Annotated in this window: 26 protein-coding genes; 9 read left to right on the top strand and 17 right to left on the bottom strand. The window is 29.7% G+C overall.

Going from position 1 to position 24,314, the window contains the following annotated elements; genetic code table 11:
* The first annotated feature begins 20 nt into the window (after positions 1-20).
* The 3 genes from arsD (at position 21) to ETU08_RS10210 (ending at position 2,631) form a co-directional block, all read left to right on the top strand.
* Complete coding sequence (arsD, locus tag ETU08_RS10200; protein ID WP_146262921.1) at positions 21-329, top strand: arsenite efflux transporter metallochaperone ArsD; 309 nt, start codon at positions 21-23, stop codon at positions 327-329.
* Positions 330-337: 8 nt separating this feature from the next.
* Positions 338-2,062, top strand: coding sequence for an arsenical pump-driving ATPase (gene arsA / locus ETU08_RS10205; protein WP_311388703.1), 1,725 nt, complete (start codon positions 338-340; stop codon positions 2,060-2,062).
* A gap of 146 nt (positions 2,063-2,208) precedes the next feature.
* The gene (locus tag ETU08_RS10210) at positions 2,209-2,631 is read left to right on the top strand and encodes a helix-turn-helix transcriptional regulator (RefSeq protein ID WP_146262923.1); all 423 of its coding nucleotides are present in this window, start codon (positions 2,209-2,211) and stop codon (positions 2,629-2,631) included.
* 404 nt (positions 2,632-3,035) lie between these two features.
* On the opposite strand, the gene ribH is transcribed toward ETU08_RS10210, so the two are convergent.
* The 5 genes from ribH to ETU08_RS12080 form a co-directional block, all read right to left on the bottom strand.
* Positions 3,036-3,452 carry a 6,7-dimethyl-8-ribityllumazine synthase gene (gene ribH, locus ETU08_RS10215; RefSeq protein ID WP_146262924.1) on the bottom strand — a complete coding sequence of 139 codons (417 nt, stop codon included), beginning with the start codon at positions 3,450-3,452 and terminating at the stop codon, positions 3,036-3,038.
* A 2-nt stretch (positions 3,453-3,454) separates the two neighbouring features.
* Positions 3,455-4,660 (bottom strand): GTP cyclohydrolase II RibA, encoded by a 1,206-nt coding sequence (gene ribA / locus ETU08_RS10220; protein WP_146262925.1) that lies wholly within the window; start codon positions 4,658-4,660, stop codon positions 3,455-3,457.
* A complete protein-coding gene (locus ETU08_RS10225; protein ID WP_146262926.1) occupies positions 4,657-5,256 on the bottom strand; it encodes a riboflavin synthase in 600 nt (199 codons plus the stop codon). The genes ribA and ETU08_RS10225 overlap by 4 nt, the downstream gene beginning before the upstream one ends.
* Positions 5,241-6,383, bottom strand: a complete 1,143-nt coding sequence (gene ribD / locus ETU08_RS10230; protein ID WP_146262927.1) for a bifunctional diaminohydroxyphosphoribosylaminopyrimidine deaminase/5-amino-6-(5-phosphoribosylamino)uracil reductase RibD — start codon at positions 6,381-6,383, stop codon at positions 5,241-5,243. The genes ETU08_RS10225 and ribD overlap by 16 nt, the downstream gene beginning before the upstream one ends.
* 174 nt (positions 6,384-6,557) lie before the next feature.
* Positions 6,558-7,619 carry a GNAT family N-acetyltransferase gene (locus ETU08_RS12080; protein ID WP_311388704.1) on the bottom strand — a complete coding sequence of 354 codons (1,062 nt, stop codon included), beginning with the start codon at positions 7,617-7,619 and terminating at the stop codon, positions 6,558-6,560.
* A 285-nt stretch (positions 7,620-7,904) separates the two neighbouring features.
* Here ETU08_RS12080 and ETU08_RS10240 point away from each other — a divergent pair, with 285 nt between their 5' ends.
* The 4 genes from ETU08_RS10240 to ETU08_RS10255 all read left to right on the top strand — a co-directional run bounded on the left by ETU08_RS10240 (position 7,905) and on the right by ETU08_RS10255 (position 11,240).
* A complete protein-coding gene (locus ETU08_RS10240; protein ID WP_146262928.1) occupies positions 7,905-8,702 on the top strand; it encodes a hypothetical protein in 798 nt (265 codons plus the stop codon).
* Between the two features lie 12 nt (positions 8,703-8,714).
* Positions 8,715-9,554: a hypothetical protein gene (locus ETU08_RS10245; RefSeq protein WP_146262929.1), complete on the top strand. Its 840-nt coding sequence runs from the start codon at positions 8,715-8,717 to the stop codon at positions 9,552-9,554.
* 15 nt (positions 9,555-9,569) lie between these two features.
* A complete protein-coding gene (locus ETU08_RS10250; protein WP_146262930.1) occupies positions 9,570-10,445 on the top strand; it encodes a hypothetical protein in 876 nt (291 codons plus the stop codon).
* 102 nt (positions 10,446-10,547) lie between these two features.
* Positions 10,548-11,240, top strand: a complete 693-nt coding sequence (locus tag ETU08_RS10255; RefSeq protein WP_146262931.1) for a thioredoxin domain-containing protein — start codon at positions 10,548-10,550, stop codon at positions 11,238-11,240.
* 101 nt (positions 11,241-11,341) lie between these two features.
* Here ETU08_RS10255 and ETU08_RS10260 read toward each other — a convergent pair whose 3' ends face one another.
* The 4 genes from ETU08_RS10260 to ETU08_RS10275 form a co-directional block, all read right to left on the bottom strand.
* Positions 11,342-12,808, bottom strand: coding sequence for an aminoacyl-histidine dipeptidase (locus ETU08_RS10260; RefSeq protein WP_146262932.1), 1,467 nt, complete (start codon positions 12,806-12,808; stop codon positions 11,342-11,344).
* A 327-nt stretch (positions 12,809-13,135) separates the two neighbouring features.
* On the bottom strand, positions 13,136-13,882 hold the full coding sequence (locus ETU08_RS10265) for an SDR family oxidoreductase (protein ID WP_146262933.1): 747 nt from the start codon (positions 13,880-13,882) through the stop codon (positions 13,136-13,138).
* Positions 13,883-13,994: 112 nt separating this feature from the next.
* A complete protein-coding gene (locus tag ETU08_RS10270) occupies positions 13,995-14,636 on the bottom strand; it encodes a carboxymuconolactone decarboxylase family protein (RefSeq protein ID WP_146262934.1) in 642 nt (213 codons plus the stop codon).
* Positions 14,637-14,779: 143 nt separating this feature from the next.
* Entirely contained in the window at positions 14,780-15,202 is a 423-nt protein-coding gene (locus tag ETU08_RS10275; protein WP_221410553.1) for a cupin domain-containing protein, read from the bottom strand.
* Between the two features lie 250 nt (positions 15,203-15,452).
* Between ETU08_RS10275 and ETU08_RS10280 the strand changes: the two genes are divergently transcribed.
* On the top strand, positions 15,453-16,349 hold the full coding sequence (locus ETU08_RS10280) for a helix-turn-helix domain-containing protein (RefSeq protein WP_146262936.1): 897 nt from the start codon (positions 15,453-15,455) through the stop codon (positions 16,347-16,349).
* 19 nt (positions 16,350-16,368) lie between these two features.
* On the opposite strand, the gene ETU08_RS10285 is transcribed toward ETU08_RS10280, so the two are convergent.
* On the bottom strand, positions 16,369-17,649 hold the full coding sequence (locus ETU08_RS10285) for a replication-associated recombination protein A (protein ID WP_146262937.1): 1,281 nt from the start codon (positions 17,647-17,649) through the stop codon (positions 16,369-16,371).
* 40 nt (positions 17,650-17,689) lie between these two features.
* The gene (locus tag ETU08_RS10290) at positions 17,690-18,859 is read right to left on the bottom strand and encodes a M14 family zinc carboxypeptidase (protein WP_146262938.1); all 1,170 of its coding nucleotides are present in this window, start codon (positions 18,857-18,859) and stop codon (positions 17,690-17,692) included.
* Between the two features lie 312 nt (positions 18,860-19,171).
* On the opposite strand from ETU08_RS10290, the gene ETU08_RS10295 reads away from it, so the two are divergent.
* Positions 19,172-19,672: a helix-turn-helix domain-containing protein gene (locus ETU08_RS10295; protein WP_146262939.1), complete on the top strand. Its 501-nt coding sequence runs from the start codon at positions 19,172-19,174 to the stop codon at positions 19,670-19,672.
* Between the two features lie 42 nt (positions 19,673-19,714).
* On the opposite strand, the gene rplS is transcribed toward ETU08_RS10295, so the two are convergent.
* The 6 genes from rplS to ETU08_RS10325 form a co-directional block, all read right to left on the bottom strand.
* The gene (gene rplS, locus ETU08_RS10300) at positions 19,715-20,071 is read right to left on the bottom strand and encodes a 50S ribosomal protein L19 (RefSeq protein ID WP_146262940.1); all 357 of its coding nucleotides are present in this window, start codon (positions 20,069-20,071) and stop codon (positions 19,715-19,717) included.
* 264 nt (positions 20,072-20,335) lie between these two features.
* The gene (locus ETU08_RS10305; RefSeq protein ID WP_146262941.1) at positions 20,336-21,145 is read right to left on the bottom strand and encodes a M48 family metallopeptidase; all 810 of its coding nucleotides are present in this window, start codon (positions 21,143-21,145) and stop codon (positions 20,336-20,338) included.
* 101 nt (positions 21,146-21,246) lie between these two features.
* A complete protein-coding gene (gene ychF / locus ETU08_RS10310) occupies positions 21,247-22,338 on the bottom strand; it encodes a redox-regulated ATPase YchF (protein ID WP_146262942.1) in 1,092 nt (363 codons plus the stop codon).
* 101 nt (positions 22,339-22,439) lie between these two features.
* Positions 22,440-22,727, bottom strand: a complete 288-nt coding sequence (locus ETU08_RS10315; RefSeq protein WP_146262943.1) for an ATP-dependent Clp protease adaptor ClpS — start codon at positions 22,725-22,727, stop codon at positions 22,440-22,442.
* The gene (gene prmA / locus ETU08_RS10320; protein ID WP_146262944.1) at positions 22,717-23,550 is read right to left on the bottom strand and encodes a 50S ribosomal protein L11 methyltransferase; all 834 of its coding nucleotides are present in this window, start codon (positions 23,548-23,550) and stop codon (positions 22,717-22,719) included. Before prmA ends, ETU08_RS10315 begins: the two co-directional genes overlap by 11 nt.
* Positions 23,551-23,644: 94 nt before the next feature.
* The gene (locus tag ETU08_RS10325) at positions 23,645-24,307 is read right to left on the bottom strand and encodes a hypothetical protein (protein ID WP_146262945.1); all 663 of its coding nucleotides are present in this window, start codon (positions 24,305-24,307) and stop codon (positions 23,645-23,647) included.
* Between the last annotated feature and the right edge of the window lie 7 nt (positions 24,308-24,314).

A 24,314-nucleotide genomic window follows, 5' to 3' on the forward strand; every position in this document is an offset into this window, starting at 1 on the left:
ATAAATAAAATCATAGAAAAATGAAAACCATTGAAATTTTTGATCCTTCCTTATGTTGTTCTACCGGAGTATGTGGCCCAAGTGTAGATACTGATTTAATGCGTATTGCGAGCTCTTTAGATAAACTAAAAAAACAAGGAGCAACTATCTTACGTCATAATTTAAATACCGACCCCCAAGCCTATATAGATCATCCGTTGGTGAATGAGCAACTAACTAAGTTCGGAGTAGATATACTACCAATCACAGTGGTAGATGGGGATATTGTTTTAACCAAAAAATATCCAACGGATGCCCAACTGGAAAATTGGACAGGATTAACTATATAACTTTTTATATGCTTGAAATGCAAAATTATGATTTAACAAAAATAAACTTTACTACTTACCTTTTTTTTACAGGTAAAGGTGGAGTTGGTAAAACCTCCCTAGCTTGTGCTACGGCTGTGGGGTTAGCCGATCAGGGTAAAAAAGTGTTACTAATTAGTACGGATCCAGCTTCCAACTTGCAGGATGTCTTTAATCAGGAATTAAATATTCACGGAAAAAATATAGAAGAAGTTCCGGGTTTAACCGTTGCTAATTTAGATCCGGAGTTAGCCGCTGCCGAATATAAAGAATCTGTAGTTGCAGCCTACCGAGGAAAACTTCCAGCAACAGTTATTCAAAACATGGAAGAACAGCTCTCTGGTTCATGCACAGTAGAAATTGCGGCATTTAATGAATTTTGTACATTTCTTACGGACGATGCAAAACAGGATGAATTCGATCATATTATTTTTGATACAGCCCCCACCGGACATACCTTACGGATGTTACAACTTCCTTCAGCCTGGAATACATTTATAAATGATAGCACCCATGGAGCTTCTTGTTTAGGTCAATTGTCGGGTTTACAAGAGAAAAAGAATATATACAAACAAGCCGTAGAAATTCTTTCGGATATTCGTTTAACCCAATTAATTTTAGTGACTCGTCCAGAGGAATCTCCCTTAAAAGAAGCCTCTCGTTCCTCTCAGGAACTTAAATTACTAGGTTTAAAAAATCAAGTTTTAGTTGTTAATGGTTTGTTGGATAAAGCTAATATCACTGATGAAATTTCCCAATTCATGTTTCATAGACAACAATTGGCATTAGAAAACTTACCGAATAATTTAAAAAATATTGAATCTTACAAAGTTTCATTACGCTCGTATCACTTATCTAATATTAATAGTATTAGAAAAATGTTACACGAAGAAATTAGCACTAAATTAGAAGCTTTTGAAAATATTTCATTTTCTAAAAATAAATTAGAGGATTTAATTAATGATTTATACTTAACCCATAAACGGGTCATTTTTACCATGGGAAAAGGCGGGGTAGGAAAAACTACTTTAGCTACACAAATAGCACAAGGATTGGCTAAAAAAGGGTTAAAAGTCCATTTAACTACCACAGATCCTGCCAATCATCTAAATTCGGATTTGATAAATAGTTCTTTCCTTACTTTGAGCCATATTGATGAAAAAAAAGCTTTAAATGAATATAAGAAAGAAGTTTTAGATAAAGCAAGGGAAACTTTAAGTGATGAAGATATTGCCTATATTGAAGAAGATTTAAGATCCCCTTGCACTCAGGAGATTGCGGTTTTTAAAGCTTTTGCACAAATTGTGGAAAAGGCAGATGATGAAATTGTGGTGATTGATACGGCACCTACCGGACATACTCTTTTGCTTTTAGATGCTTCTGAAAGTTATCATAAAGAAGTGGAAAGAAGCCGAGGGGACATTCCGAACTCAGTGAAAAATTTATTACCCAGATTAAGAGACTCCAATGTAACTGAAGTTGTCATTGTAACCCTACCAGAAGCTACTCCCGTTTTAGAAGCCGAGCGCTTACAAAAAGATTTGAAACGGGCCAATATCTTTAATAAATGGTGGATCGTGAATTCTTGTTTATCTTTAACGAATACCAATAATCCTTTTTTGATGTCTAAAGCACACAGTGAAATCGATTGGATAGCTAAAGTAGATAAGCTTTCCCATGGAAATGTGGCTTTGGTGCCATGGATGGATCATTGATTTAAGTTTTACATAAGTATAAAATTTAAAAATATTGCACATATAATTTAAATTATGATTATTAAATTTTATAGAATATAAGCCTCCAGTTATTTATCTTAAAATTTTGTAAATTAGCAACTATTAAAAATAACTATTTTTGTTCCATGAATGTAGAAGTAACACAACCCAAAAAAGTGCACCAAGGGAGAAATATAAAGCGTTTTAGAGAAATGTTAGGGATCAAACAAGAAGCTTTAGCCTTGGAGTTGGGAGAAGAATGGAACCAAAAAAAGATTTCACTTTTGGAACAAAAAGAAGAAATTGAACCTACCCTACTTCAACAAATTTCCGGAGTTTTAAAAATTCCGGTGGAAGCTTTTCAGAATTTTGATGATGAAAAAGCTGTAAACGTAATTGCAAATACATATTCTTTTCAAGATTTTAAAGATAATGCTGTAGCCTCTGGATTCAGTTACCAACCTACCTTCAATCCTGTAGATAAAGTAATGGAGCTCTTTGAGCGACTATTGGAAAGCGAAAAAGAGAAAACTAAACTTATGAAGGATATTTTAGATAAAATGGGCTAATTTCTAAGATTAGTATTATAAAATTTAAGAATAGAAATATTCCTCAAAAATTCTATAGCATATTAATATTTATTAAATTCAATGTTTATTGAATAAATAATTAAACCTGAGCAGTAATAATTAGTTAAGAAATATTAAGTTAATGGATTATTATATATGTAATTCTTTTTTGCATTTATTAGGTTTCTAAAGTTGTTGTTTATCAAAGTTTTATTCATTGTATTACACTCATAGCTTTAAGTACTTACTCCCCAGCATTTCAAAGAATAGAAAATAAGCCATACATATTTAGGAAGAAGTAATTCGTATTAATACCAGCTTTAGAAGAGCAAAGAATAATCAATTATAAAACCAGCAATTACTTAGGCAATTGCTGGTTGATGTTTATTATTGTAAACCTTAAATTACAAAGATTTAATAGTATTCACCAATTGTACTGCGGCTTCTGCCCATTCTTTTCCAGAAAAAGAATGCTCTCCATTGGCACGTGCCAATGCTTGTTCTTTATTGTTGGTGGTTAAAACTCCAAAAATTACCGGAGTACCGGTTTCAACTGCCACTTTTTGGCAACCGTAGGAGGCTTGATAAGCCACAAAGGTATAGTGATCAGTTTCTCTTTTTATAATAGTACCAATGCAAATAACGGCATCAACTTTCTTTTTTTCAATGATTTGTTTTGCTAATACCGGGAGTTCAACCGCTCCGGAAACGGTATATTTAGAGATCTTTGCTCCCTGTTTTAGCAACTCTTGTTCGCAACTATTTTCTAATAAGTCGTTGATGTCTTGGTTCCAAAGAGCTTTAACTATTGCAATGTTCATGGTTAATTTTTATCTTTATTAATCTTAATGTTGTGATTTAATTGTTTTATTTTAGTTTCTAAGTAACCTTGGTTGTATTTATTTACTGTTGAAGGCAAATGAATGACTTCTACCTGATTAATAATCTCGGAGACTGCTTTAACTTTATCAGGATTGTTTGTGACTAATTTAATAGATTTTAATGGATATTGTTTTAAAACTTCTAAGGCAAAATCCCAATTACGAGCATCTATGGGTTTACCAATTTCCAAATTTGCTTCAATGGTATTTCTACCTTGGTCTTGCAAAGAATACGCTTTTATTTTGTCTGCAATGCCTATTCCCCTCCCTTCTTGATTCAAATAAAGAAGTAATCCTTGGTTATTTTCTTGCATAAATTGTAAAAATCGATCCAGTTGTTCTTCGCAATCGCATTTTAATGAGTGAAAAACTTCACCGGTTAAACATTGGGAATGAAAACGAACGGGAACACCTTCCCCTTGTAAATCTCCCTTTGCTACTGCAATAATTTCTTCGCCGGAGGTATTTTTCCAAACAGAAATTTTAAATTCTCCGAATTGTGTAGGTAAATTACTTTCAGAGTATTTAATTACACGACTAGGGTTGTCGTAAAATTCATCCAGCTCATCAATGGTAACAATATCTATATTATAAGTATTTGCAAAGTTGGTTAGCTCATTGCCTGTCATAATTCCACCGCTGGGACTAGCAACTTCTACAATTACAGCCGATTGTCCCAATCCAGCCAATTCGCAAGCCGTGGCACTAGCTTCCGTATGTCCGCGTCTTCCTTTAAGTAAATCTTTATGCGCTGCCAAAGTAAATACATGCCCCGGAGAAATTATATCCTTATAGGTTGTAGAAGGATCTGCGGCTAGACGTACGCTAAAAGCGCGATCTTTGGCACTTATTCCTGTAGTAATACCTTCTGCCGCTTCAAAAGTTTCACCAAAATTGGTCATAAACTTATCTCTTTGGTGATCTTCTGTTCTTAGTTTGGTTAATTTTAGTTCCTTCATACGTTCTTCCGTCATTACTAAGCATAAAACTCCGCTACTATGTTGCACCATAAAATTTACAGTTCCATCAGTTACCATACGTGCAGAAGCTACCAAATCCCCTTCATTTTCTCTATCCTTACTATCAGCGATTATAATAGGTCTACCTAGTTTTAGACTTTCTAAGGCTTTTAAAACCGTATTACTCATTTTTGTATATCGTTTATATATTTATATATAGATTTATTTAAAATATCTATTTCTGTATTTACTTGGTAACCCACTTTCCAGTAGTTTTTAACTATGGTTTGGGAAAATGTATGTGGTATAATCATTACTTTAAAAAATTCAGGGGTTACGGCTGTAACTGTAAGGCTCATTCCATCCAAAGCAATGTAGGCTTTTTCCACCAGCATATTTTGATATTTTTGATCGCAAGTGAAATATATATCGTAGGCTTCTCCGTCTTCTTCTACTTTGGTAATGGTTGATGTGGTATCTACATGTCCTTGTACAAAATGTCCACCAATTCTGGTGGATGCTGTCATTGAATCTTCTGTATTTACCACATCCCCTACTTTTAAAAGTGATAAATTGGTTCTTTCAATAGTTTCAGGAAGAACATCAAAACTAGCTTTATTTTCTTGCAATTGAGTAATGGTAAGACATACACCATTTACTGCAATGCTATCGTCAACAGCTGCATTCTGAAATAATTGGTCAGATTCTACAGTTAATTTTATAATATCTTCGGATTTTTCTAAAGATATTATTTTTGATTGGTGTTTAATTATACCGGTAAACATAATTGTTTTTTTAATTTCTTGTAATAATTTTGAGTGTAATAATCCAGCATTACATTATTTTCAAAGGTACGTACTTGATTTAAAACAAAGGAAGGCGAATTGGAAATTTCAGGATAAATGTTTGAATTTATAATGCCGTTGTTTAGTCCACCTAAAATTTGATTTCCCATAAATACAAGTAATTTTTGCAATAAATCTAATTTTATAAAACTTTCCAATAAAGCGCTTCCTCCTTCTAAATATATAGATACAATGTTACGTTTTCCTAATTCTTTTAGCATTAATTTAATATCTACCTGCCCTTGATCATTCTCTGGAATCTTTAGTACAGTACAACCCATTTGATTTAACTTAGTTTCTTGTTGAAAATCAATTTTAGGAGTGGTACAAATAATGATATTATTAGATCTTTCTTTAAATAAATCATGGTTAAGATTTATTTTACCAGAAGATGTAACTATTATTTTTATGGGGTTGTAGTAGTCTTTTCCATCATTAATTCTTACATTTAACTTGGGATTGTCTTCGTTAAAGGTACTAGCCCCGACCATAATGGCTTGGTATCTACTACGTAAGTAATGAGAATATTGTCGGGATTTTTCATTGGTGATCCACTGGCTTTTTTTGTTAAAAGTACTAGTTTTTCCATCTATACTCGTAGCAATTTTTCCAACTACATAGGGTATATGGTTGATTCTATGATAAAAATAATCTTCGTTTAGTTGGTAGGCTTTTTCATTTAAAATTCCTAGATGAACCTCTATACCTGCGTCTTTTAATTTTTCAATACCTTTACCGTTTACTTTTGTATCTGGATCTACATTAGCTATAATAACCCTTTTAACTTTAGATTCAATAAGCAAATCAGCGCAAGGAGGTTGTTTACCTGTATGTGAACAAGGTTCTAAGGTCACATAAACTTCAGAATTTTCTACACTTTCTTTACTGTTCAGAATAGCCATTCTTTCCGCGTGATACTCTCCATATTTTCTATGATATCCTTCAGAAATTATTTTCCCATCTTTAACTATAACACAACCCACTTTAGGATTGGGACAACAATAACCACCCGCCTGAGCAGCTAGTTCTAAAGCCCTTTGCATATATGTGTCTTCGGTGATTTGCATATAGGCAAAGTTAGTTAAATATTTTTCTATTTTTTGGGTTTTATAAGCGTTATAGATATAAACATCTGTAAAAAAATGTAAAATTTTATTAAATCGTTAATCATAAATTTTATTACACCACTGTAAATTTTATCATTTACCGGTGAAAAAAGTGATTGTTTTTTATTCTAATAGTTAAGAGTTGCTCCACTCAGATTTATCTATTTTATAGATAAAATTTAATTTAGGTTTTTCACCATAATAGGTTATTTCTTTTTCATCTATTTTTTTCGCTCCTAATCTTTCAATTGCTATTTGGGAACGTTTGTTTTCAGAACCTACATGGAAATAAACGATAGTTACGTACTTAAAAATATAGTTAAGCATAAGATTTTTAACTTTAGGATTAATTCCTTTTCCCCAATAAGCTTTACTAAAAAAAGTATACCCTATACATATGCTGTTTTCTATTGGGTTAAAATTATAATATCGTGTAGATCCAATTATTTGATTAGTTTCTTTATCCAGAATTTTAAAAGCCCCTTTACTTTCAATGGCACCATTGAAAAAAACTTCAAAAATTTCCTTTTTCCAACGATCTTGGTTGGGATGTTGTTCCCAAATTTCAGGGTCTAAAGCAACCTTATATAATGATAAAAAATCTTCTTTTAAAAGCGGGCTTAAAAGAATCTTGTCATTTTCAAGTGAAGGCTGTAAATGAATAGTATTAGATGTTTTTATTTCTTTTTTCATTAAAATATCGGTTTGATCTTCATTTCCTAATCTAAATACATGTTTATCAAAGGGAATAAATCCATTTTTCTTATAAAATGATATAGCTTTATGATTTTCTTCCCAAACTCCCAACCACACATATTCTAAGTTATCATGAATGGCTATCTGCATAGCTTTTTCTAACAATGCTTGTCCTACCTTCTGTTTTTGATAATCTTTAAGAACATAAATACGTTGAATTTCTAAACTTGAATTATCTTTTAATTCTGTTTGGGCTTCTTTAAAATTAATTTTTAAATAGCCTAATACAATTTCATTTTCATTTTCAGCTATATAAAATTGGGAATTAGTATTATTTAATTCCTGGTTTAGTTGCTCCAAACTAAAACTATTTTTGCAATATAACTCCATGTCTTCCGGAGAGCTAAATTCTTCAAAAGTATCTATAAATGTTTGTTTAGCAATTGTTTGTAGAATATGAACATCCTTAGACGTAATATTTTTTATACAAATCTTTTCCATGGCAATCTTATTTTTTAAAACGGACAAAGTAAATAAATTTTATTTAAGATTTTAAAACTTTCAAATTCTATTTATTATAGCAGAATTTTATAAATAAATAACTGATAATTTAAACTTTTAAAATGTATAATATTTTCAATTATATAACTCTTAATAAATAATTATAAATTTTTGTTTTTAGTGACTTTTCTATAATAAAATTTTAAAAATATAAATATTTATTAATATTATTCTATATTTGCATAAAATATGTTAATTTTATAGTATTTAAAACTTATTAATTTAATGAGATCTGCGTTTGTAAATTTATGTTTATTGTTTTATATAATGTCTCCTTCTCAAGTGGGTATCAATACTAGAAATCCAGAAGCTACTCTAGATGTACGTCAATCAAATCTGGTATTGGATGACATCTTCTCAATCAAAGATTCTCAAGGCAATCAAATTTTTACTATAAAAAATGATGGTAGAGTACAAACTAAAGGAGTAAATAATTCGCCTTTACTATTTGATTTAAGGGGAGGTGAAGAAGGAGATGTATTAGCAGTAGGTAATACAACTTTAAGCTATGAAGATGCAGGAGAAGGAGTTATAAAGTACGAAATAGATAGTAATAAATATTACTTATCTACGGATTCTGCATGGAAAGAAATAAATTTAAAACCCTTGCGTGTTTTAGTATCTGCACGACCGCAGGAAGGTTTTACTATTGAAAATGATTTAACTAAAAAATTTATCAATTGGAAAATTTTGTCCGATGACTATCAATCTATGGACTTAACTTCTGGATACTTTAAGGCTCCACATAGTGGCAACTATGCATTTTATCTGAATATTACTTTTCAAAAATCTATGGTTAATGCAAATACTTATTTTGAAACAAATTTTCTAACTTCTGATGGAAAAAAAAATAAATGTTTAGATACCTATGCAGTTAGTTCAACAAATTATCCTACTATACAGTGTAGTGGGAGTTTTTTGTTAGATAAAGATGAAACTTTTTATGTAGAAATTTTTCAAAACACCGGTTATTCACAAACCATAATACAAGAATATAGTTTTTTTTCAATTGTTGAACTTTAAATTTTCATTAAAATGAAGTTGAAAATTCTTTGCATACTAACTCTTAATTATTTATGCTTTTATTCTCAAAATTTAGGAATTAGCATTACCAATGAAGTAACTGATGTTGAAATTCAACCGACCCCAAATGATTTAAATGATAAACTTTTAAAAATAACCAATTCTGATGGCAAAGAAATTTTTAATGTGACCACGGAAGGTAATGTTGGTGTAGGGGTAGCTGAACCTAAAGCAGGAATAGATCTTAGAAGTGATCATAAAATACCTTTATTAGGGATAGGATCAACTAATCTATCTCCTGAAATTCTTGGAGATGGTGTAATTCGTTATGTACCTGGAATTAGTGAACTTCAAGTTTCTGTTAATAATTCTTGGTATAGATTTACATCTAACTTAGAACGACCGTTTTTAGTTGCTGCGAACAATTATATTGCTGGGACTTATCCCAATGATCAAAGTACTGTTCTCGATGGTTTTACTGTTATAAAAGATAGTTATAATGCTTTTGATATAAATAATTCAACTTATACTATACCGATGGATGGAGTATATGTTTTTTCCTTTACTATCTCTTTTGCATACGGTCAGATTTTAGCGGATTCATATATTGAAGCATCATGGATTGCTAGCAACGGCTATGTTGTAAAATCTATTCAATATTTTCCTGTACAAGGTAATGGTATGGGTTCCATTACTTGTTCAGGTTCTATGAAACTTTTAAAAGGTTACACACTTACACCTAAAATCTATCATAATTTAGGTACTGAAAAAAAATTAAGAGTTTATGGTTCAACACCATCTCAACCTGAATCAGATTTAAATTATAATAACTTATATATTTTTGCTCAATAAATAAGATAAATTATCATGAAATTATTTTATATATTCTTAATTTATTATGTATTTTTTCTATCAACAGGTAATCTTAAAATTTATGCACAGGTTGGAATAAATACTAAAAATCCTACAGCAGTATTAGATATAGTTACTAATTCTACTAATGATATTAATAAGATATTTAATGTGAAAAATTCTAAAGGATTAAGTTTATTCAGTATTAATAAAAAAGGGTATATTGATATAGTTGAAAACAGTAATTCTTTGGTGAAACTTGATTTAAGGGATAAATCACCCAATCAATTTAATCGTTCTTTAGGAATAGGATATTCAGATATTGATCCAAGTTTGGTAGGTTCTGGAGTCTTAAGATACAATCCTACATTTAAAGCTCTTGAATTTTCAAATGGTAGTAATTGGATCCAATTATCCTCTGAGAAAAAAAGAGTATTTGTATTGGCTGAAAATACATCGGGTAGCAATTATATTGTCTCTTTCGGATCTATAAATCAAGTTTTAAATAATTGGACAGTTGTGAGTGATGATACTAAAAGTTTTGATCCAGTTTCAGGTTTATTTACAGCTCCTAGAGACGGGGTATATAGAATTTCAGCATCAGCAGTATTTAATAATGTACAAATTAGGTCTGGTTCTATTTCTAGTTATGAATTGAGCTTAATACAATTATTAGATGATTATTTAGCCATTGATTATCAAGGGGCTAAAAGTGTTGTTACCTACTTTGGAGGTACAGGTTCAATAACTATGTCTAATACTTGTAAAAATTTATTTTACTTAAAAAAAGGCGAGTCTGTTTATATTGCTGTTAATATTATTAACATTATCAGATCAGCTCAATTATCACCAGATGGTGCTTCTAATGTTCTTACAATTGTTGAGATGTAATAGTAATTCAATTTTGTTATAAAATACAAGCATGTTGTTTTCTAAAATATATTTCCTATCTTTGCGATAGGAAATATAGATTTAATTAATAAAAATTTTAATATGCAAAAACTTTTCTTATCTCTTACACTAATTATAGGAGGTATTTTATCTTCTCAAACTAATCATGTACTTAATTCTGAGGAATTTTCTAAAAAATTTACAGAGGAAGGAGTTGTCATTTTGGATGTACGAACTCCAGAAGAATATAATACAGGACATTTAGAAAATGCTATTGACATAGATTATAGAAATCCCAGTTTTAAAGAAAAAATTCAAAAATTAGATAAGAATAAAACCTATATGGTATATTGTAGAACAGGTGTAAGATCTGCGGCAGCTATTGATTCATTAAAATCATTAGGTTTTAAAAATTTATATGATTTACAAGGTGGTATTACGGAATGGAAGAAACAAAATAGGCCTGTAGTAGGTGAAATGCCTGATAAGATTTCTTATGATGAATTTAATAAATTACTTAAAAGTGATGATATAGTTTTAGTTGATTTTTATGCTCCTTGGTGTGGTCCTTGTGTACAAATGACTCCTATGTTTGAAAGGCTTTCAGATAAATATAAGAATAAGTTAACTTTAGTAAAAATAAATGCAGATGAAAATAAAAATTTATCCAAGCCGTATATTGAAAAAGGATTTCCAATTTTAATAGCTTATAAAAATGGAAAAATACAATGGGAGCAGATTGGTCTGCTGGATGAAGATAGTCTAACTAAGTTAATTGAAGATCTTATCAATTAATTACTTAATCTATTAAAAAAACAGATAATATTAATATTATCTGTTTTTTTAATAGATTCAAACACTAACTAAAATATTTAATTACATTATTTTTTGAAAGCTTATTTTAGAGGAATATTCTCTAACAGGTCTAAAGTATATTTCCAAAATTTTTGTACTGAAGGAATGCTTACTCTTTCTTTGGGAGAATGGGCTCCTTTAATGGTTGGGCCAAAAGAAATCATATCCATATCTGGAAACTTCTCTCCTATTATACCACATTCTAAACCTGCATGACAAGCTACTACAAATGGTTTTTCGTTATTTTGTTTTTCATAAATATCTAATGCTATTTTTAATATTTCTGAATTAGGGTTAGGTTTCCAACCTGGATAAGAACCTGAAAAGGATACTTTCATTCCAGCTAATTCAAAGGCTGCTTTTAAGGATGTACTCACCCATTTTTTAGAACTTTCTACAGAAGAACGTGTAAGGCAATATATGCTAGCTTTACCTTTTCCTATTTCAACGCGTGCTAGATTGTTAGAAGCTTCTACAAGGTTTTCAATATCTGGGCTCATTTTATAAACCCCATCATGGGCAGTTTGTATGGCTTCAATAATTTGTTTGCTTTGTTTGAAACCTAAAGATTTTTCATTTTCTATTTCAATTGGGGAAAGAGTAATTAAAACATTTTCTTCTAATGATTTAAATTCTTCTATAATTTCTTTTTTTAAAGATTTAAAACAGATTTCCAATTCAGCTTTGTAATTTTTGGGAATAATAAAATAAGAAATTGCTTCTCTAGGTATAGCATTTCTTAAACCACCCCCTATAAAAGAAATTAATTGAATTTTAAAATCTAAAAATTCATATAAAAACCGATTTAATAATTTATTTGCATTTCCTAAGCCTTTATGTATTTCAATTCCTGAATGTCCTCCATGCAATCCGGTTAATTCTATTTTAAAGCCAATCATCTCAGAGGTAATATTTTCTACTTTATAGCTTATTTCAGCTGTAACATCTACCCCTCCAGCACATCCTATATCTATTTCATTATCTTCTTCTGTATCTAAATTTAAAAGAATGTCTCCACTTAAAAAATTTTTATCTAATCCAAAAGCTCCAGTCATACCTGTTTCTTCATCTACCGTAAACAAAGCCTCTATTGCAGGATGCTTTATATCTTTAGATGCTAGTATGGCTAATATAGTAGCCACTCCTATCCCATTATCTGCTCCTAAGGTTGTATCTTTCGCTTGTACCCATTCCCCCTCTATCTTCATTTGAATCCCTTGGGTATCAAAATTAAAATCTGTATCCGTGTTTTTTTGACATGCCATATCCAAATGAGCTTGTAGTACTACTTTCTTACGATTCTCATAACCTTCAGATGCTTCTTTCTTTATTAAAATATTTCCAACGGAATCTTCTTTCACTTCTAAATTCAATGATTTTGCAAACTCTTGAATTAATATTCTTATTTTTTTTTCTTTTTTAGAAGGGCGAGGAATTGCATTGATATCAGCAAAGAAATTCCATAATTTTTTCGGTTCTTGTTCTCGTATTAATTGATTACTGCTCATTTAAATTATAATTTATCACTCAAAGTTCGCAATTTTTTTATTAAACAAAGGATGTTTTAATATATATAATAAATATTCAATTACATATAATTAGATTTAAGAATTCTCATTTTGTAAATAGGTATTTAGAAGTAAAAAGTCAGATTTATATAATATAACAAAAGAGCCAATAAAATATTGATAAACTTAATACTTTTTTAACTTTTTTTTAAGATAAAATGAACTTATTTTTATAATTAACTATGAAAAAAGCAATTTCTATTAATGGAAATTGCTTTTTTTAAAATTATATAGTTATAAATTCTTCTTTTATTTTTAGTTCAAAATTTATAGTTGCTGAATGGTTGGGCGGAATAAGATTTCATTAACATCCATATCTTCCGGTTGGTTTATAATAAATTCTAAACATCTAGCAAAAGAATCAACAGAAATAGCATGTTTACTATAATATTCGTGAATATTTTTAGAAATATCAGTAGCAGTTACGCTATTGGGTAAGTTTGTCTCAACAGCTCCCGGAGATATTACTGCTGTGCGTATATTATAGGGTTTAACTTCTTGTCTTAAAGCTTCTGAAATTACTCTTACGGCATATTTTGAAGCAGAATATATGGCACCTCCGGGACGAATGGTATGACCTGCTACTGAGGAAACACTTATGATTTGACCAAATTTTTGTTCTTTCATATAAGGAAGTGCTGCTGCAATACCATATAAAACTCCTTTAATATTCACATCAATACATCGATTCCAATCCTCTACTTTTAGATATTCAAGTGGTGAAAGGGGCATCAAACCTGCATTGTTTAATAAAACATCTATTTTACCAAATTTATTGATTGCACTATCAACAAGGTTTTTTACTTGTTCAACTTTTGTAACATCTGTAGTTACCGCTAAGGATTTACCTCCTTTAGAGTTAATTTCTTCTGATATTTTTTCAATTTTATCAGTACTACGTGCTCCTAATACTACCGTTGCTCCTAAATTAGATAAATGTTCTGCGGATATTTTTCCAAATCCACTACTAGCTCCGGTAATTACCACTACTTTTTCTTTGATATTATTTTCCATTTTTTATTTATATTGTATAGTTTTTCATTTGTTATAATTTCCATGTAATTCACTATATAAAGAAATAAGCATATAGCCAATCATTTGTGCTCGGTATTTTATTATTCTATAATCACTTATATTCTTTTAATTTTGATAAAATTTTTCGGCCTATATCTGCTTGTTCTTTATTAATATTTTGTTCAATTTGATCCATTACCTCTAATAATTGGTTTTCTGTAAGTCCTGTATTCATGGCTATAACCAAATGTGATTGTAACTGAGATTCTAATCCAGTCATTGCTGCTAATGCAGATACTGTAACTAATTCTCTTTGTTGGTAAGTAAGTACATCGCCTGCAAAGATATCTCCAAAAAGATGTGTTTTTAAATATCGGTCAATGGCAGGGGCAAATTCCATAACACCTCCTGAAACAGGCTGTCCCACTAATTCAGTTTGCACTTGAGTTCCCAATTTCAATATATCTGTATTTTCAGGTAAAGGACTGGTATTTTCCCCTTCAATATATTCTTTTCCTTGTTTCTTAGCTTCTTCTATTACTTGCATAAATGCAGCAAGTGCATTTAAACTACGAGGGAAACCTGTATAAGCATATAAATGCACTAAAATTTCTTTAATTTTATTGATGGTTAATCCTGCTTCTAACCCTCTACCAAGCTCAATAGTAAGGCTGTCCATATTCCCAACTGCTGTAAATGCTGAAATATTTACTACAAGTTGTTGTTTATTATCTAAATTTATTTTATTTCCCATTTTATTTTGTTTATAAGATTGTGAGTTTACAAGCATTGGTAATAGGAATATTAATGTTCTTATACTCACTTTAAAACATTTTACTTAATCAATAATTTAGGATTACTCTCATAGTTATTATAAAATACTTATTGGAAAAAGTTTTATTTTTTTCCTACAGCTTCTGCATATTCTTCATCAGAAACTGGATCTAGCCATTTATTATTATTGGTTTGGGGATTACACTCTATTGCTATATGTGAAAACCAACTATCCGGTGCTGCTCCATGCCAATGTTCTATATTTGGAGCTATTTCAACTACATCTCCAAGTTCTAAACGCTGTGCTTCCTTTCCTCTTTCCTGGTAATAACCAACACCTCCTACTGCGATAAGGATTTGCCCACCTGTATGACTATGCCAATTATTTCTACAACCAGGCTCAAAGGTTACATTATTCATAGGTACATTTAAATCCTTATTTTTTGTAAGTGGAGCAAGCCATGATTTTCCTGAGAAATATTGTTGATACAAAGTGTTTTCTTCTCCTATAGGAAAATTACTGATGTTTGAATTTTTTGTTTGCATTTTGTTGTATTGTTTTAGTGGACTACATGTTATGCATAATATAAATATAGATGCAGACATGATTATTTTTAAAAATCTCAAAAATTTATTTTTTATCTTTTATTTAATACAAAATTCTAAAATATTTAAAATTAAACTTTTATATAAATTAAGGATATTCCTACCATTTTTACTTATTTTCTAGATTAATCCATTTAAGCCAAAAACAAATGGATAAATTTGTATTGCTTATATGTTATAAATATTCGCTATGGAGAAAATAGAACAACTGAATAAGATATCCGATTATAATGATCTTCTTGGAGTGGAAACCTTACATCCTTTGGTTAGTGTTATTGATTTTTCAAAATGTAAACCGGTTAATCACGGTTCCTTAAACTTCGGTTTTTATGCAATATTCTTAAAGGATGTAAAATGTGGGGATATTAAATATGGAAAAGAATATTATGATTATCAAGAAGGAACCTTAGTTTTTTTTGCTCCAGGACAGATAATGAAGATTGAAAATAATGGTATAAAAGTAATTCCTAAAGGATTTGCTTTACTTTTCCATCCTGATCTTTTAAATAGGACATCCTTAGCCAAGGAAATGAATAATTTTTCTTTTTTTTCTTATGATGCTCATGAGGCTTTACATATATCAACAAGAGAAAGAAAGGTAGTTTTGGAATGTTTAGAAAAAATTGAGGATGAAATAGGTCAAAGAATAGATAAGCATAGTTCAAAGCTGGTGGTAAGTAATATAGAATTATTCCTTAACTATTGCACCCGTTTTTATGATCGTCAATTCATTACTCGGGACACAATTAATAGGGGAATTTTAGAAAAATTTGAAATTCTACTAAATAATTACCTATATTCGGATCTTCTACAAAAAGAAGGGCATCCGAAAGTAAATTATTTTGCTGAAGAACTTCATTTATCTGCCAATTATTTTGGTGATTTAGTAAAAAAAGAAACTGGAAAAAGTGCTCAAGAATACATTCACTTAAAGTTAATGAAACTTTCTAAGGAAAAAATATTTGATAACTCTAAAACCATCAATGAAATTGCCTATGAATTAGGTTTTAAATATCCTCAACATTTTAGTCGAATGTTTAAGAAAGAAACAGGTTTTACTCCTAATGAATATAGAAATCTAAATTAAAAATTATTCTGCTTTTGAATTACATATTATATTTATCGCCCCATAAGTTTTTTAAGTACTCTTTTAATTTATTTTCTTTGGGATTATCTGCAGGTTTATAAAAAGAGTTGTTAGAAGCTTCTTCAGGTAAAAATTCTTGAAAAGCAAAATGTCCCGGATAGTCATGAGAATACTTATAATGGGTTCCATAGTTTAATTCCTTCATTAATTTAGTAGGAGCATTTCTAAGATGCAATGGAACAGAGAGATCTCCTGTTTCTCTAACATAATTAATTGCTTCATTAATGGCTAAATATGAAGAATTAGATTTGGGAGAAGTTGCTAAATAAACAGCACATTGGCTAAGTAAAATTCTGGACTCAGGATTTCCTATTACGTTTATAGCCTGAAAGGTATTATTAGCTAAAATAAGTGCCGTAGGATTCGCCATTCCAATATCTTCCGAAGCTAATATAATTAACCGACGGGCTATAAATTTGATATCTTCTCCTCCTTCCAACATTCTTGCCAGCCAATAAACTGCAGCATTGGGATCTGAACCTCTTATGGATTTTATGAAAGCAGAAATAATATCATAATGTTGCTCCCCATTTTTGTCGTACAAAGCCATATTTTTTTGTATCACTTTTTGTACTTCTTCATTGGTTATCAAAATTTCTTCTGTGGTATTAATTTGTTGAACTACTAATTCTAATCCATTCAATAGCTTACGGGCATCACCTCCGGAATATTGGATCAAGGCTTCTTCTTCTTTTATTATTATTTTTTTTTGACTTAAAAGTTTATCTTCTTGAATTGCCCTTTGAATTAGGTTGGATAAAGCTTCTCTATCCAAGGGTTTTAAGGTATAAACCTGACATCTGGAAAGTAAGGCTGAAACCACTTCAAAACTAGGATTTTCTGTAGTTGCCCCTATTAGAATAATCCATCCCTTTTCTACTGCTTGTAATAAACTATCTTGTTGGGATTTATTAAAACGATGAATTTCATCAATAAATAAAATTGGACTTTTACCTTTAAATAAATTTTGTTTTTTTGCTTGCTCTATAACTTCTCTAACTTCTTTTACTCCTGAATTTATCGCACTTAATGTATAATATTCTCTTCCTGATTCTTTAGCAATGATTTCTGCTAAGGTTGTTTTACCTGTTCCTGGTGGTCCCCATAAAATCATAGAAGCAATTGAATCATTTTTTACCATTCGCTCTATGGAAGCTCCTTCACCTACTAAATGTTTTTGGTATAAGTATTCATTTAGTTTTTGGGGACGCATTCTTTCTGCTAAAGGAGGTAAATTCATGAAATTATAGTTTTAAAATTATTTAATAAAACAAGGATTATTACACCCAATGTTCTAATTTTTTACCGTTACTAATAATCCATTCATCCAATTTAAAATCTGCCAGAATACCTATTTTAGGTAATTTTCCATCTGGTAAGCTTAAATATCTACCCTCTGCATCTATTTCTTTATGAGCATTCATAAGCGATAAATCTCCAATGTCTTCTATTTTTGCTACAAAAATAATCTCATTGTCACCTTTCCTTATTTCTTCAGAATATTGAATTCCTAGGTCTGCTTTAGTATCATTTATACTGCTCAATTGCACATTTCTATATATAATATCATAAAAAAAAGTAGAGTTTTTTGGAATAGTTTCATAAACTTCATAATTTTCTTCCCAATTATTTTTGACTGTGGCATAATATAATGCTGTAATTAGAGCTAAACTGAAATATCTTCTTGTATTTTGTCTCAAGTAATCTTTGGGATAATGTCCTCCTTCAAATAAAATAGTAGGAATTCCTAATTTTTGAAAATTATCACCTACAGAACGAGGATAAAATTCATCTGTAAATCTGGAAATTTTGTTAGGAATTAATTGTGATATTTCTTTATATATATCAGCAATAAGTCCCATAGATTTTTTTCTGGTTTCTGTAATTTCTCTATTTTCTGATTCAGAAGGTGATAAAAAAGCTAAGGTTGCTGGTTCTTTTTTTCCGGTTACTCCAAAAATGGTTCTTTGATCATGTAGATTAAAAGCTAAATCGTATTTTTTACTTGATGCAACTTTTTTTAACAATTGCATTTCTGTAGAAGAAGAAGTTAGAAAATCTCTATTTATATCTATACCTAAAATATTTCTTCTTGTCCAAATTTCAGCTCCATCCGGATTTAACATTAAGATAAAATCCAATGTAAAAGCTTCCAGTATTTTCTTTGATATTGCAGAATCTTCAGCAAGAAATTTAATTACATCTAAACAGCTTAATGTTCCTGTTGTTTCATTGCCATGCATTTGACTCCATAAAAGAATATTTTTAAAACCATTACCCAGTGTTAATTTATAAATAGGTTTTCCTAGTTCGGAGCAACCAATTTTATCAATGTTTTTGTTATGATATTCTATTAGAAAGTGATGAAGTTTTGTTGGGGATAAATATCTACAATTAAAATTTGATTCTAATTCAAATGTTTTATCTAATTCTAAAATATTAAAAGTCATAGGCTTTGCTTTAATACAAATATACAAAATATAAAAATGAATATTTGTTTACATTTGTAATTTACACATGTAAAAACCAATTCAAATCAATTAGTTAAAATTTAGACAAAATGACAGGAATAACAGATATTCTATAACAAAAATATAATTGAAAAATGTAATTAATTAAAAATGAATTAAATAATACGCATTTATTAAACCTTTAAATTAAGTAAACTTTAAATTACAATTTATGGATATATATTTAAAGTTTCTTACATTTGTAATAAACTGCTTCTATTTACATATGTAAATAGTTGACATTTGTAAATTATGGATATTGATAAGAGAATTATAACTTTAATTGAATTGCTAGGTTTATCTCCTGGTGAATTTGCAGATAAGATTAATGTACAGAGATCTAGTATTTCTCATATTACTTCTGCAAGGAATAAACCTTCTTTGGATTTTCTAGAAAGGACTTTATCCGTTTTTCCTGAGATAAATTCTGATTGGTTAATATTGGGGAAAGGGAAACCTTTAAAGAATAAGGAAGAAGAAATTGATAAGAAAAAGAATATTTTAAAAAATAATATTATTGAACAGCCAACATTATTTACAACTGTGGTTGATAATAGCGAATCTAAGAAAAATTATAAATCTAATAGTTATAATTTAGTTGATATAGATGAAGAGAAGAATAATGTAAATTCTAAAAATGATTCCACACCTAAGGAAGATCTCCCTAGATTTAGCCAATTAAATAGTAAGAAAAAAATTAATAGAATTTTGTTTTTTTATGAAGATGGTACTTTTGAGGTTTATGAAAGTTAAAATAAAAAAGGAGAAATAAAATATATTTCTCCTTTTTTATTTTTAATTAAAGGTATTAGCGTCTTTAATTCTTGCTTTTTTACCTCTTAACTTTCTAAAGTAATAAATTCTTGCTCTACGAACTTTACCTTTTCTGTTTACTTCAATTTTTTGTAAAGCCGGCATATTTACTGGAAATACACGTTCCACTCCTACATCACCACTCATTTTTCTAATGGTAAAAGTTTTAGTAGCGCCAGTACCTCTTACTTGAATAACTACACCTTTAAAGAACTGGGTTCTTGTCTTATTACCCTCTTTAATTTCGTAATAAACTGTAAGGGTATCCCCTGCTCCGAATTTAGGAAATTCTTTTTTTGCAATGTACTTTTCTTGTACATATTTAATTAATGGTTCCATGATATAAATAAATATATTTATTAAAATTGAGCAACAATATACGTCTTTCGCCAGAGGTTGGTCAATTGTATACAAAAATAAATATTTTAATGGTTTATACAAAAATTAAAATATAAATTTTTACATTATATATTATTAAAATCAAGGATCAATAGATCATTTTTATTAATGAAAATCTAAAACTGATGATATAACTAATTTTAAATAAAAAAACACATCCAAATAATTATTCGGATGTGTTTTAACTTAATGGTTAAATGACTTCTATTTTTTCTTTTTAGAATCCTTTTCTATTTTTTTCTCAATATTTTGTGCTCTCTTTTCACTTCCTGGGTGGCTAGAAAGTATTTTATCCTTAAATGAATCTTTACCACTTCCTAAATCAGCTAATTTTTTGAATGCAGAAATTAATGCTTTAGGATCCTTACCATTGGATACTAAGAATGTATAAGAATATTCATCAGCAGCTGTTTCCTGTGTTTGAGAAAACTGAGCTTCTACCAAAGCTTGAGCAAAATCTCCTATATTAGCACTATTAACTAAACTTCCTACAGATCCTCCGGTCTCTCCTGCATATTGAGTTGCAGCTGCAGTAAGTAATGCTTGTTTATAAGCCTTTTTAGAATGTCCTAATTTTACATGTCCAATTTCGTGCCCAATAATTCCTAAAAGTTCATCATCTGTCATTATATCCATAAGTGATGAGAATACACGAACGCTACCGTCTGGACTAGCAAAGGCATTGATATCGGTTACATAATAAACTTTATAGTTTAGGTTTAGTCCATCATAATTTTTATAGGGACCAAAAATTTTTTCAAGTCTTTCAGCATAAGCTTTTTTCTTTTTATCTTTATCTTTAGTAGTACAAACCGGATTATTCTCATCCATCCATTTAATGGATTTGGCAGCCATTTCTGCCATTTCTGCGTCAGATACTGTTAATGCTTTAGCTGCTTTCTGAGCGGCTTCAATTTTACCTTTGCCAATACTTGTTTTACCAATTTTAATTTGAGCGGTCATTCCTGAAGCAACTAAGCAAGCGAATGAAATAGTTAAAATAATTTTTTTCATAATATTAAGTAATTTTTTTTCAAATATATAAAATATTAAGATAAAAAAAACGATTAAAGCTTGTTTTTAATCGTTTTTTTAAATATATTATAAAAGTGTACTTATACATTGAATCGGAAATGCATAACATCCCCATCTTTGACAATGTATTCTTTTCCTTCTACAGATAATTTACCTGCTTCCTTTACCTTCTGTTCAGATCCATATTTAATAAAATCTTCATAAGCGATGACTTCTGCTCTAATAAACCCTTTTTCAAAATCGCTATGAATAACTCCAGCCGCCTGTGGTGCTGTCCAACCTTTTTGAATGGTCCAAGCTCTTACTTCTTTTACTCCAGCAGTAAAATAAGTTTGTAAATTTAGGAGTTGATAGGCTTGTCTTATTAATCGATTAACTCCAGGTTCATCTAATCCTAATTCTTCTAAAAATACTTGACGCTCTTCATAGGTTTCCAATTCAGAAATATCGGCTTCAATTTGGGCTGCCAAAACTAGTACTTGTGCATTTTCATTTTTCACTTTTTCTTTCACTTTTTCTACATATTCGTTTCCTGATTTGGCTGATTTTTCATCTACATTGCAAACATACAAGATGGGCTTAAAAGTGAGCAATTGTAGATCAGAGATTACAGGAAATGAAATTTCATCCGTTTCAAATTCTCTAGCATTATTTCCTTCCTCCATAAATGATTTTAACTTATCAAGAACTGAAACAATTAACTGATCCTCTTTATTACCAGCTTTTGCTGCTTTTTTGGATTTTTCTATTTTCTTTTCAATAGTATCTAAATCTTTTAATTGCAACTCAATATCAATAATCTCTTTGTCTCTAACAGGATCTATAGTTCCTTCTACATGCGTAATATTTTCATTTTGAAAACATCTAAGCACATGTATAATAGCATTGGTTTCTCTAATATTAGCTAAAAATTGGTTTCCTAAACCTTCCCCTTTGCTTGCTCCTTTCACCAATCCGGCGATATCAACAATTTCAACAACTGCTGGGAGCACTCTTTCAGGTACCACCAATTTTTCTAATTTATTTAATCTAGGATCTGGAACGGATACTGTTCCAACATTAGGCTCTATGGTACAAAACGGATAGTTTGCCGATTGTGCTTTAGCATTAGACAAGCAATTAAATAAAGTAGATTTCCCTACGTTTGGTAAGCCAACAATTCCACATTTCATATTTTGAAAAAATTTGCACAAATATAGTGCTTATATTTAGAGATTTATTATTCTATGTTCAGACGATTCTTATTAGAGAATGAATTTATCGAAATATACTATTAAACAATTTCCGAGGATAATCCTTTTTTTAGTAAAGCATTATTTATAGGTATTAAATAATCAATAGATCCTGATTTAACTTCACATTTGCCTTTGTAATGAACTAAATAAGTGCATTGTTGAGCTTGTTCCAATGTGTGTTCACAGATTTCGATTAAACAATTGATGACGTAATCAAAGGTATTCACTTCGTCATTATGTAAGACAATAGTATGAGACTGTTCTTCTTCTAATAAAGTATCTAGTTCCTCTTTTTCTTCCCAAAGAGGAGAGTTGCTATAATTCATAATTTAATAAGATTGATATCCAATTATTTTTAGACCATTTTTTTATAAAATTTAATCCGTGTAGGTTAGCTTTCTTAATAATATCATTAAAATCGTGTTCATAGATTCCACTTACTAATAAAAATCCTTTCGGTTTTAAATTTTTCACATAAGCACCGAAATCTTGTAATAGTATATTTTTGTTTATATTGGCTAATATTATGTCATAATTCTGTTGTCCTAATAAACTTGCATCTCCCAATTGAACATTAATATGCATATTATTTTTTTTTGCATTATCAATTGCATTCTGGTAAGACCAATGATCTATATCAATAGCATCCACATAATTTGCGTCCAACATTTTTGCAAAAATTGCTAAAACTCCCGTTCCCGTTCCCATATCTAAAACATCCTTATTTTTAAAATCAATTTCTAACATAGCGTTTAGCATATTGTAGGTGGTCTCGTGATGTCCGGTCCCAAACGACATTTTAGGTTCAATAAGAATCTGATGAGGAATTTCATCTTTTTTTGGATGAAAATCAGTGTGTAGATAAATTTTATTTTCGACTAAGACTGGAGGAAAATTTTTCTCCCATTCCTCGTTCCAATTAATATCCGGTGAACCTTGCTTAGTAAAGCTTATCTTCACTTCCTTATTAGAAAATAGAGGTAGATCTTCAATTAAGTTTTCTTTATCATACTCGTCTTTTATGTAGGCAAGCAACCCTAATTCAGATTCTACAAAACTTTCAAAGGGTAGTTCTGCTAAATAGGCAATTAAGATTTCTCTCCATGGTTCAAGCGGTTCAATATTAAATTGGTATTCTTTATACTTCATATAGTTTATAAAACACTGCAAATTTAAAATAAATTAATTAAAAATAATTTTTAGAAAACTATATTCGCTTAACATTTAAATAATTATTTCTTAATTAAAATAACCAAATATATAGTATGATTATCCACTGAATAGCTATAGCTATCCAAACGAATTTAAGGCTAGGTTCAGAAATATTTTTTAAACTTTGTAGAGTTTTATTTTTTAATATTTCATTAAAATTTTGATTTCCATGATTAAAATCAATATCACTTAAATGTACTTTATTCATTCCGAATGCAACTATCCTCCTTATCCATTTATTGGTTTCTTTATTTTCTTTAATGGTTTGAATTATTTTCAATTTATTCATTGAAAAATCAGCCGCATTTTGAATAATTTTGGGTTGGTTTTTTTGAAAAATATTTAAAATTTTATCAATAAATGGATAAATAAAATTTTCCGCTTTATCGTTAATTATTTTATTGGAGAGTTTACTAATTATATATTTATTACCTAATGTAAAAAATATAAATGGACTTGAAATAATACCTAGTACAATTAAAATTGTTGCTGTAGGGCGATGTGTGAAAAGTATAACAAACGCAATAGTAGGATTTACATGACCTGTCTGCACATTGCCCATGTCTTTTATTAATAATAAAAGTCCTAAGATTGTAAATAGGATTGTTGAAATTCCTCCTAAAAAGTTTACTTTTATAAAACTTTTGATTGCTACCGCAGATAATTTTACGGCATATTTTAAATTTTCTTTCATAGTAGTT

It is taken from the genome of Apibacter muscae, assembly GCF_007845635.1.
Lineage (GTDB): Bacteria > Bacteroidota > Bacteroidia > Flavobacteriales > Weeksellaceae > Apibacter > Apibacter muscae.

Coding starts and splice junctions, on each gene's coding strand:
- ETU08_RS10305 (WP_146262941.1), bottom strand. CDS start 21,145: ATGAAAAAAATTATTTTAACTATTTCATTCGCTTGCTTAGTTGCTTCA.
- ETU08_RS10325 (WP_146262945.1), bottom strand. CDS start 24,307: ATGAAAGAAAATTTAAAATATGCCGTAAAATTATCTGCGGTAGCAATC.
- ETU08_RS10255 (WP_146262931.1), top strand. CDS start 10,548: ATGCAAAAACTTTTCTTATCTCTTACACTAATTATAGGAGGTATTTTA.
- ETU08_RS10270 (WP_146262934.1), bottom strand. CDS start 14,636: ATGGGAAATAAAATAAATTTAGATAATAAACAACAACTTGTAGTAAAT.
- ribA (WP_146262925.1), bottom strand. CDS start 4,660: ATGAGTAATACGGTTTTAAAAGCCTTAGAAAGTCTAAAACTAGGTAGA.
- prmA (WP_146262944.1), bottom strand. CDS start 23,550: ATGAAGTATAAAGAATACCAATTTAATATTGAACCGCTTGAACCATGG.
- ETU08_RS10245 (WP_146262929.1), top strand. CDS start 8,715: ATGAAGTTGAAAATTCTTTGCATACTAACTCTTAATTATTTATGCTTT.
- ETU08_RS10250 (WP_146262930.1), top strand. CDS start 9,570: ATGAAATTATTTTATATATTCTTAATTTATTATGTATTTTTTCTATCA.
- ETU08_RS10280 (WP_146262936.1), top strand. CDS start 15,453: ATGGAGAAAATAGAACAACTGAATAAGATATCCGATTATAATGATCTT.
- arsA (WP_311388703.1), top strand. CDS start 338: ATGCTTGAAATGCAAAATTATGATTTAACAAAAATAAACTTTACTACT.
- ribD (WP_146262927.1), bottom strand. CDS start 6,383: ATGCAAATCACCGAAGACACATATATGCAAAGGGCTTTAGAACTAGCT.
- ETU08_RS10285 (WP_146262937.1), bottom strand. CDS start 17,649: ATGAATTTACCTCCTTTAGCAGAAAGAATGCGTCCCCAAAAACTAAAT.
- ETU08_RS10290 (WP_146262938.1), bottom strand. CDS start 18,859: ATGACTTTTAATATTTTAGAATTAGATAAAACATTTGAATTAGAATCA.
- ribH (WP_146262924.1), bottom strand. CDS start 3,452: ATGAACATTGCAATAGTTAAAGCTCTTTGGAACCAAGACATCAACGAC.
- ETU08_RS10275 (WP_221410553.1), bottom strand. CDS start 15,202: ATGCAAACAAAAAATTCAAACATCAGTAATTTTCCTATAGGAGAAGAA.
- ETU08_RS10260 (WP_146262932.1), bottom strand. CDS start 12,808: ATGAGCAGTAATCAATTAATACGAGAACAAGAACCGAAAAAATTATGG.
- ychF (WP_146262942.1), bottom strand. CDS start 22,338: ATGAAATGTGGAATTGTTGGCTTACCAAACGTAGGGAAATCTACTTTA.
- ETU08_RS10240 (WP_146262928.1), top strand. CDS start 7,905: ATGAGATCTGCGTTTGTAAATTTATGTTTATTGTTTTATATAATGTCT.
- ETU08_RS10225 (WP_146262926.1), bottom strand. CDS start 5,256: ATGTTTACCGGTATAATTAAACACCAATCAAAAATAATATCTTTAGAA.
- arsD (WP_146262921.1), top strand. CDS start 21: ATGAAAACCATTGAAATTTTTGATCCTTCCTTATGTTGTTCTACCGGA.
- rplS (WP_146262940.1), bottom strand. CDS start 20,071: ATGGAACCATTAATTAAATATGTACAAGAAAAGTACATTGCAAAAAAA.
- ETU08_RS12080 (WP_311388704.1), bottom strand. CDS start 7,619: ATGGAAAAGATTTGTATAAAAAATATTACGTCTAAGGATGTTCATATT.
- ETU08_RS10295 (WP_146262939.1), top strand. CDS start 19,172: ATGGATATTGATAAGAGAATTATAACTTTAATTGAATTGCTAGGTTTA.
- ETU08_RS10315 (WP_146262943.1), bottom strand. CDS start 22,727: ATGAATTATAGCAACTCTCCTCTTTGGGAAGAAAAAGAGGAACTAGAT.
- ETU08_RS10210 (WP_146262923.1), top strand. CDS start 2,209: ATGAATGTAGAAGTAACACAACCCAAAAAAGTGCACCAAGGGAGAAAT.
- ETU08_RS10265 (WP_146262933.1), bottom strand. CDS start 13,882: ATGGAAAATAATATCAAAGAAAAAGTAGTGGTAATTACCGGAGCTAGT.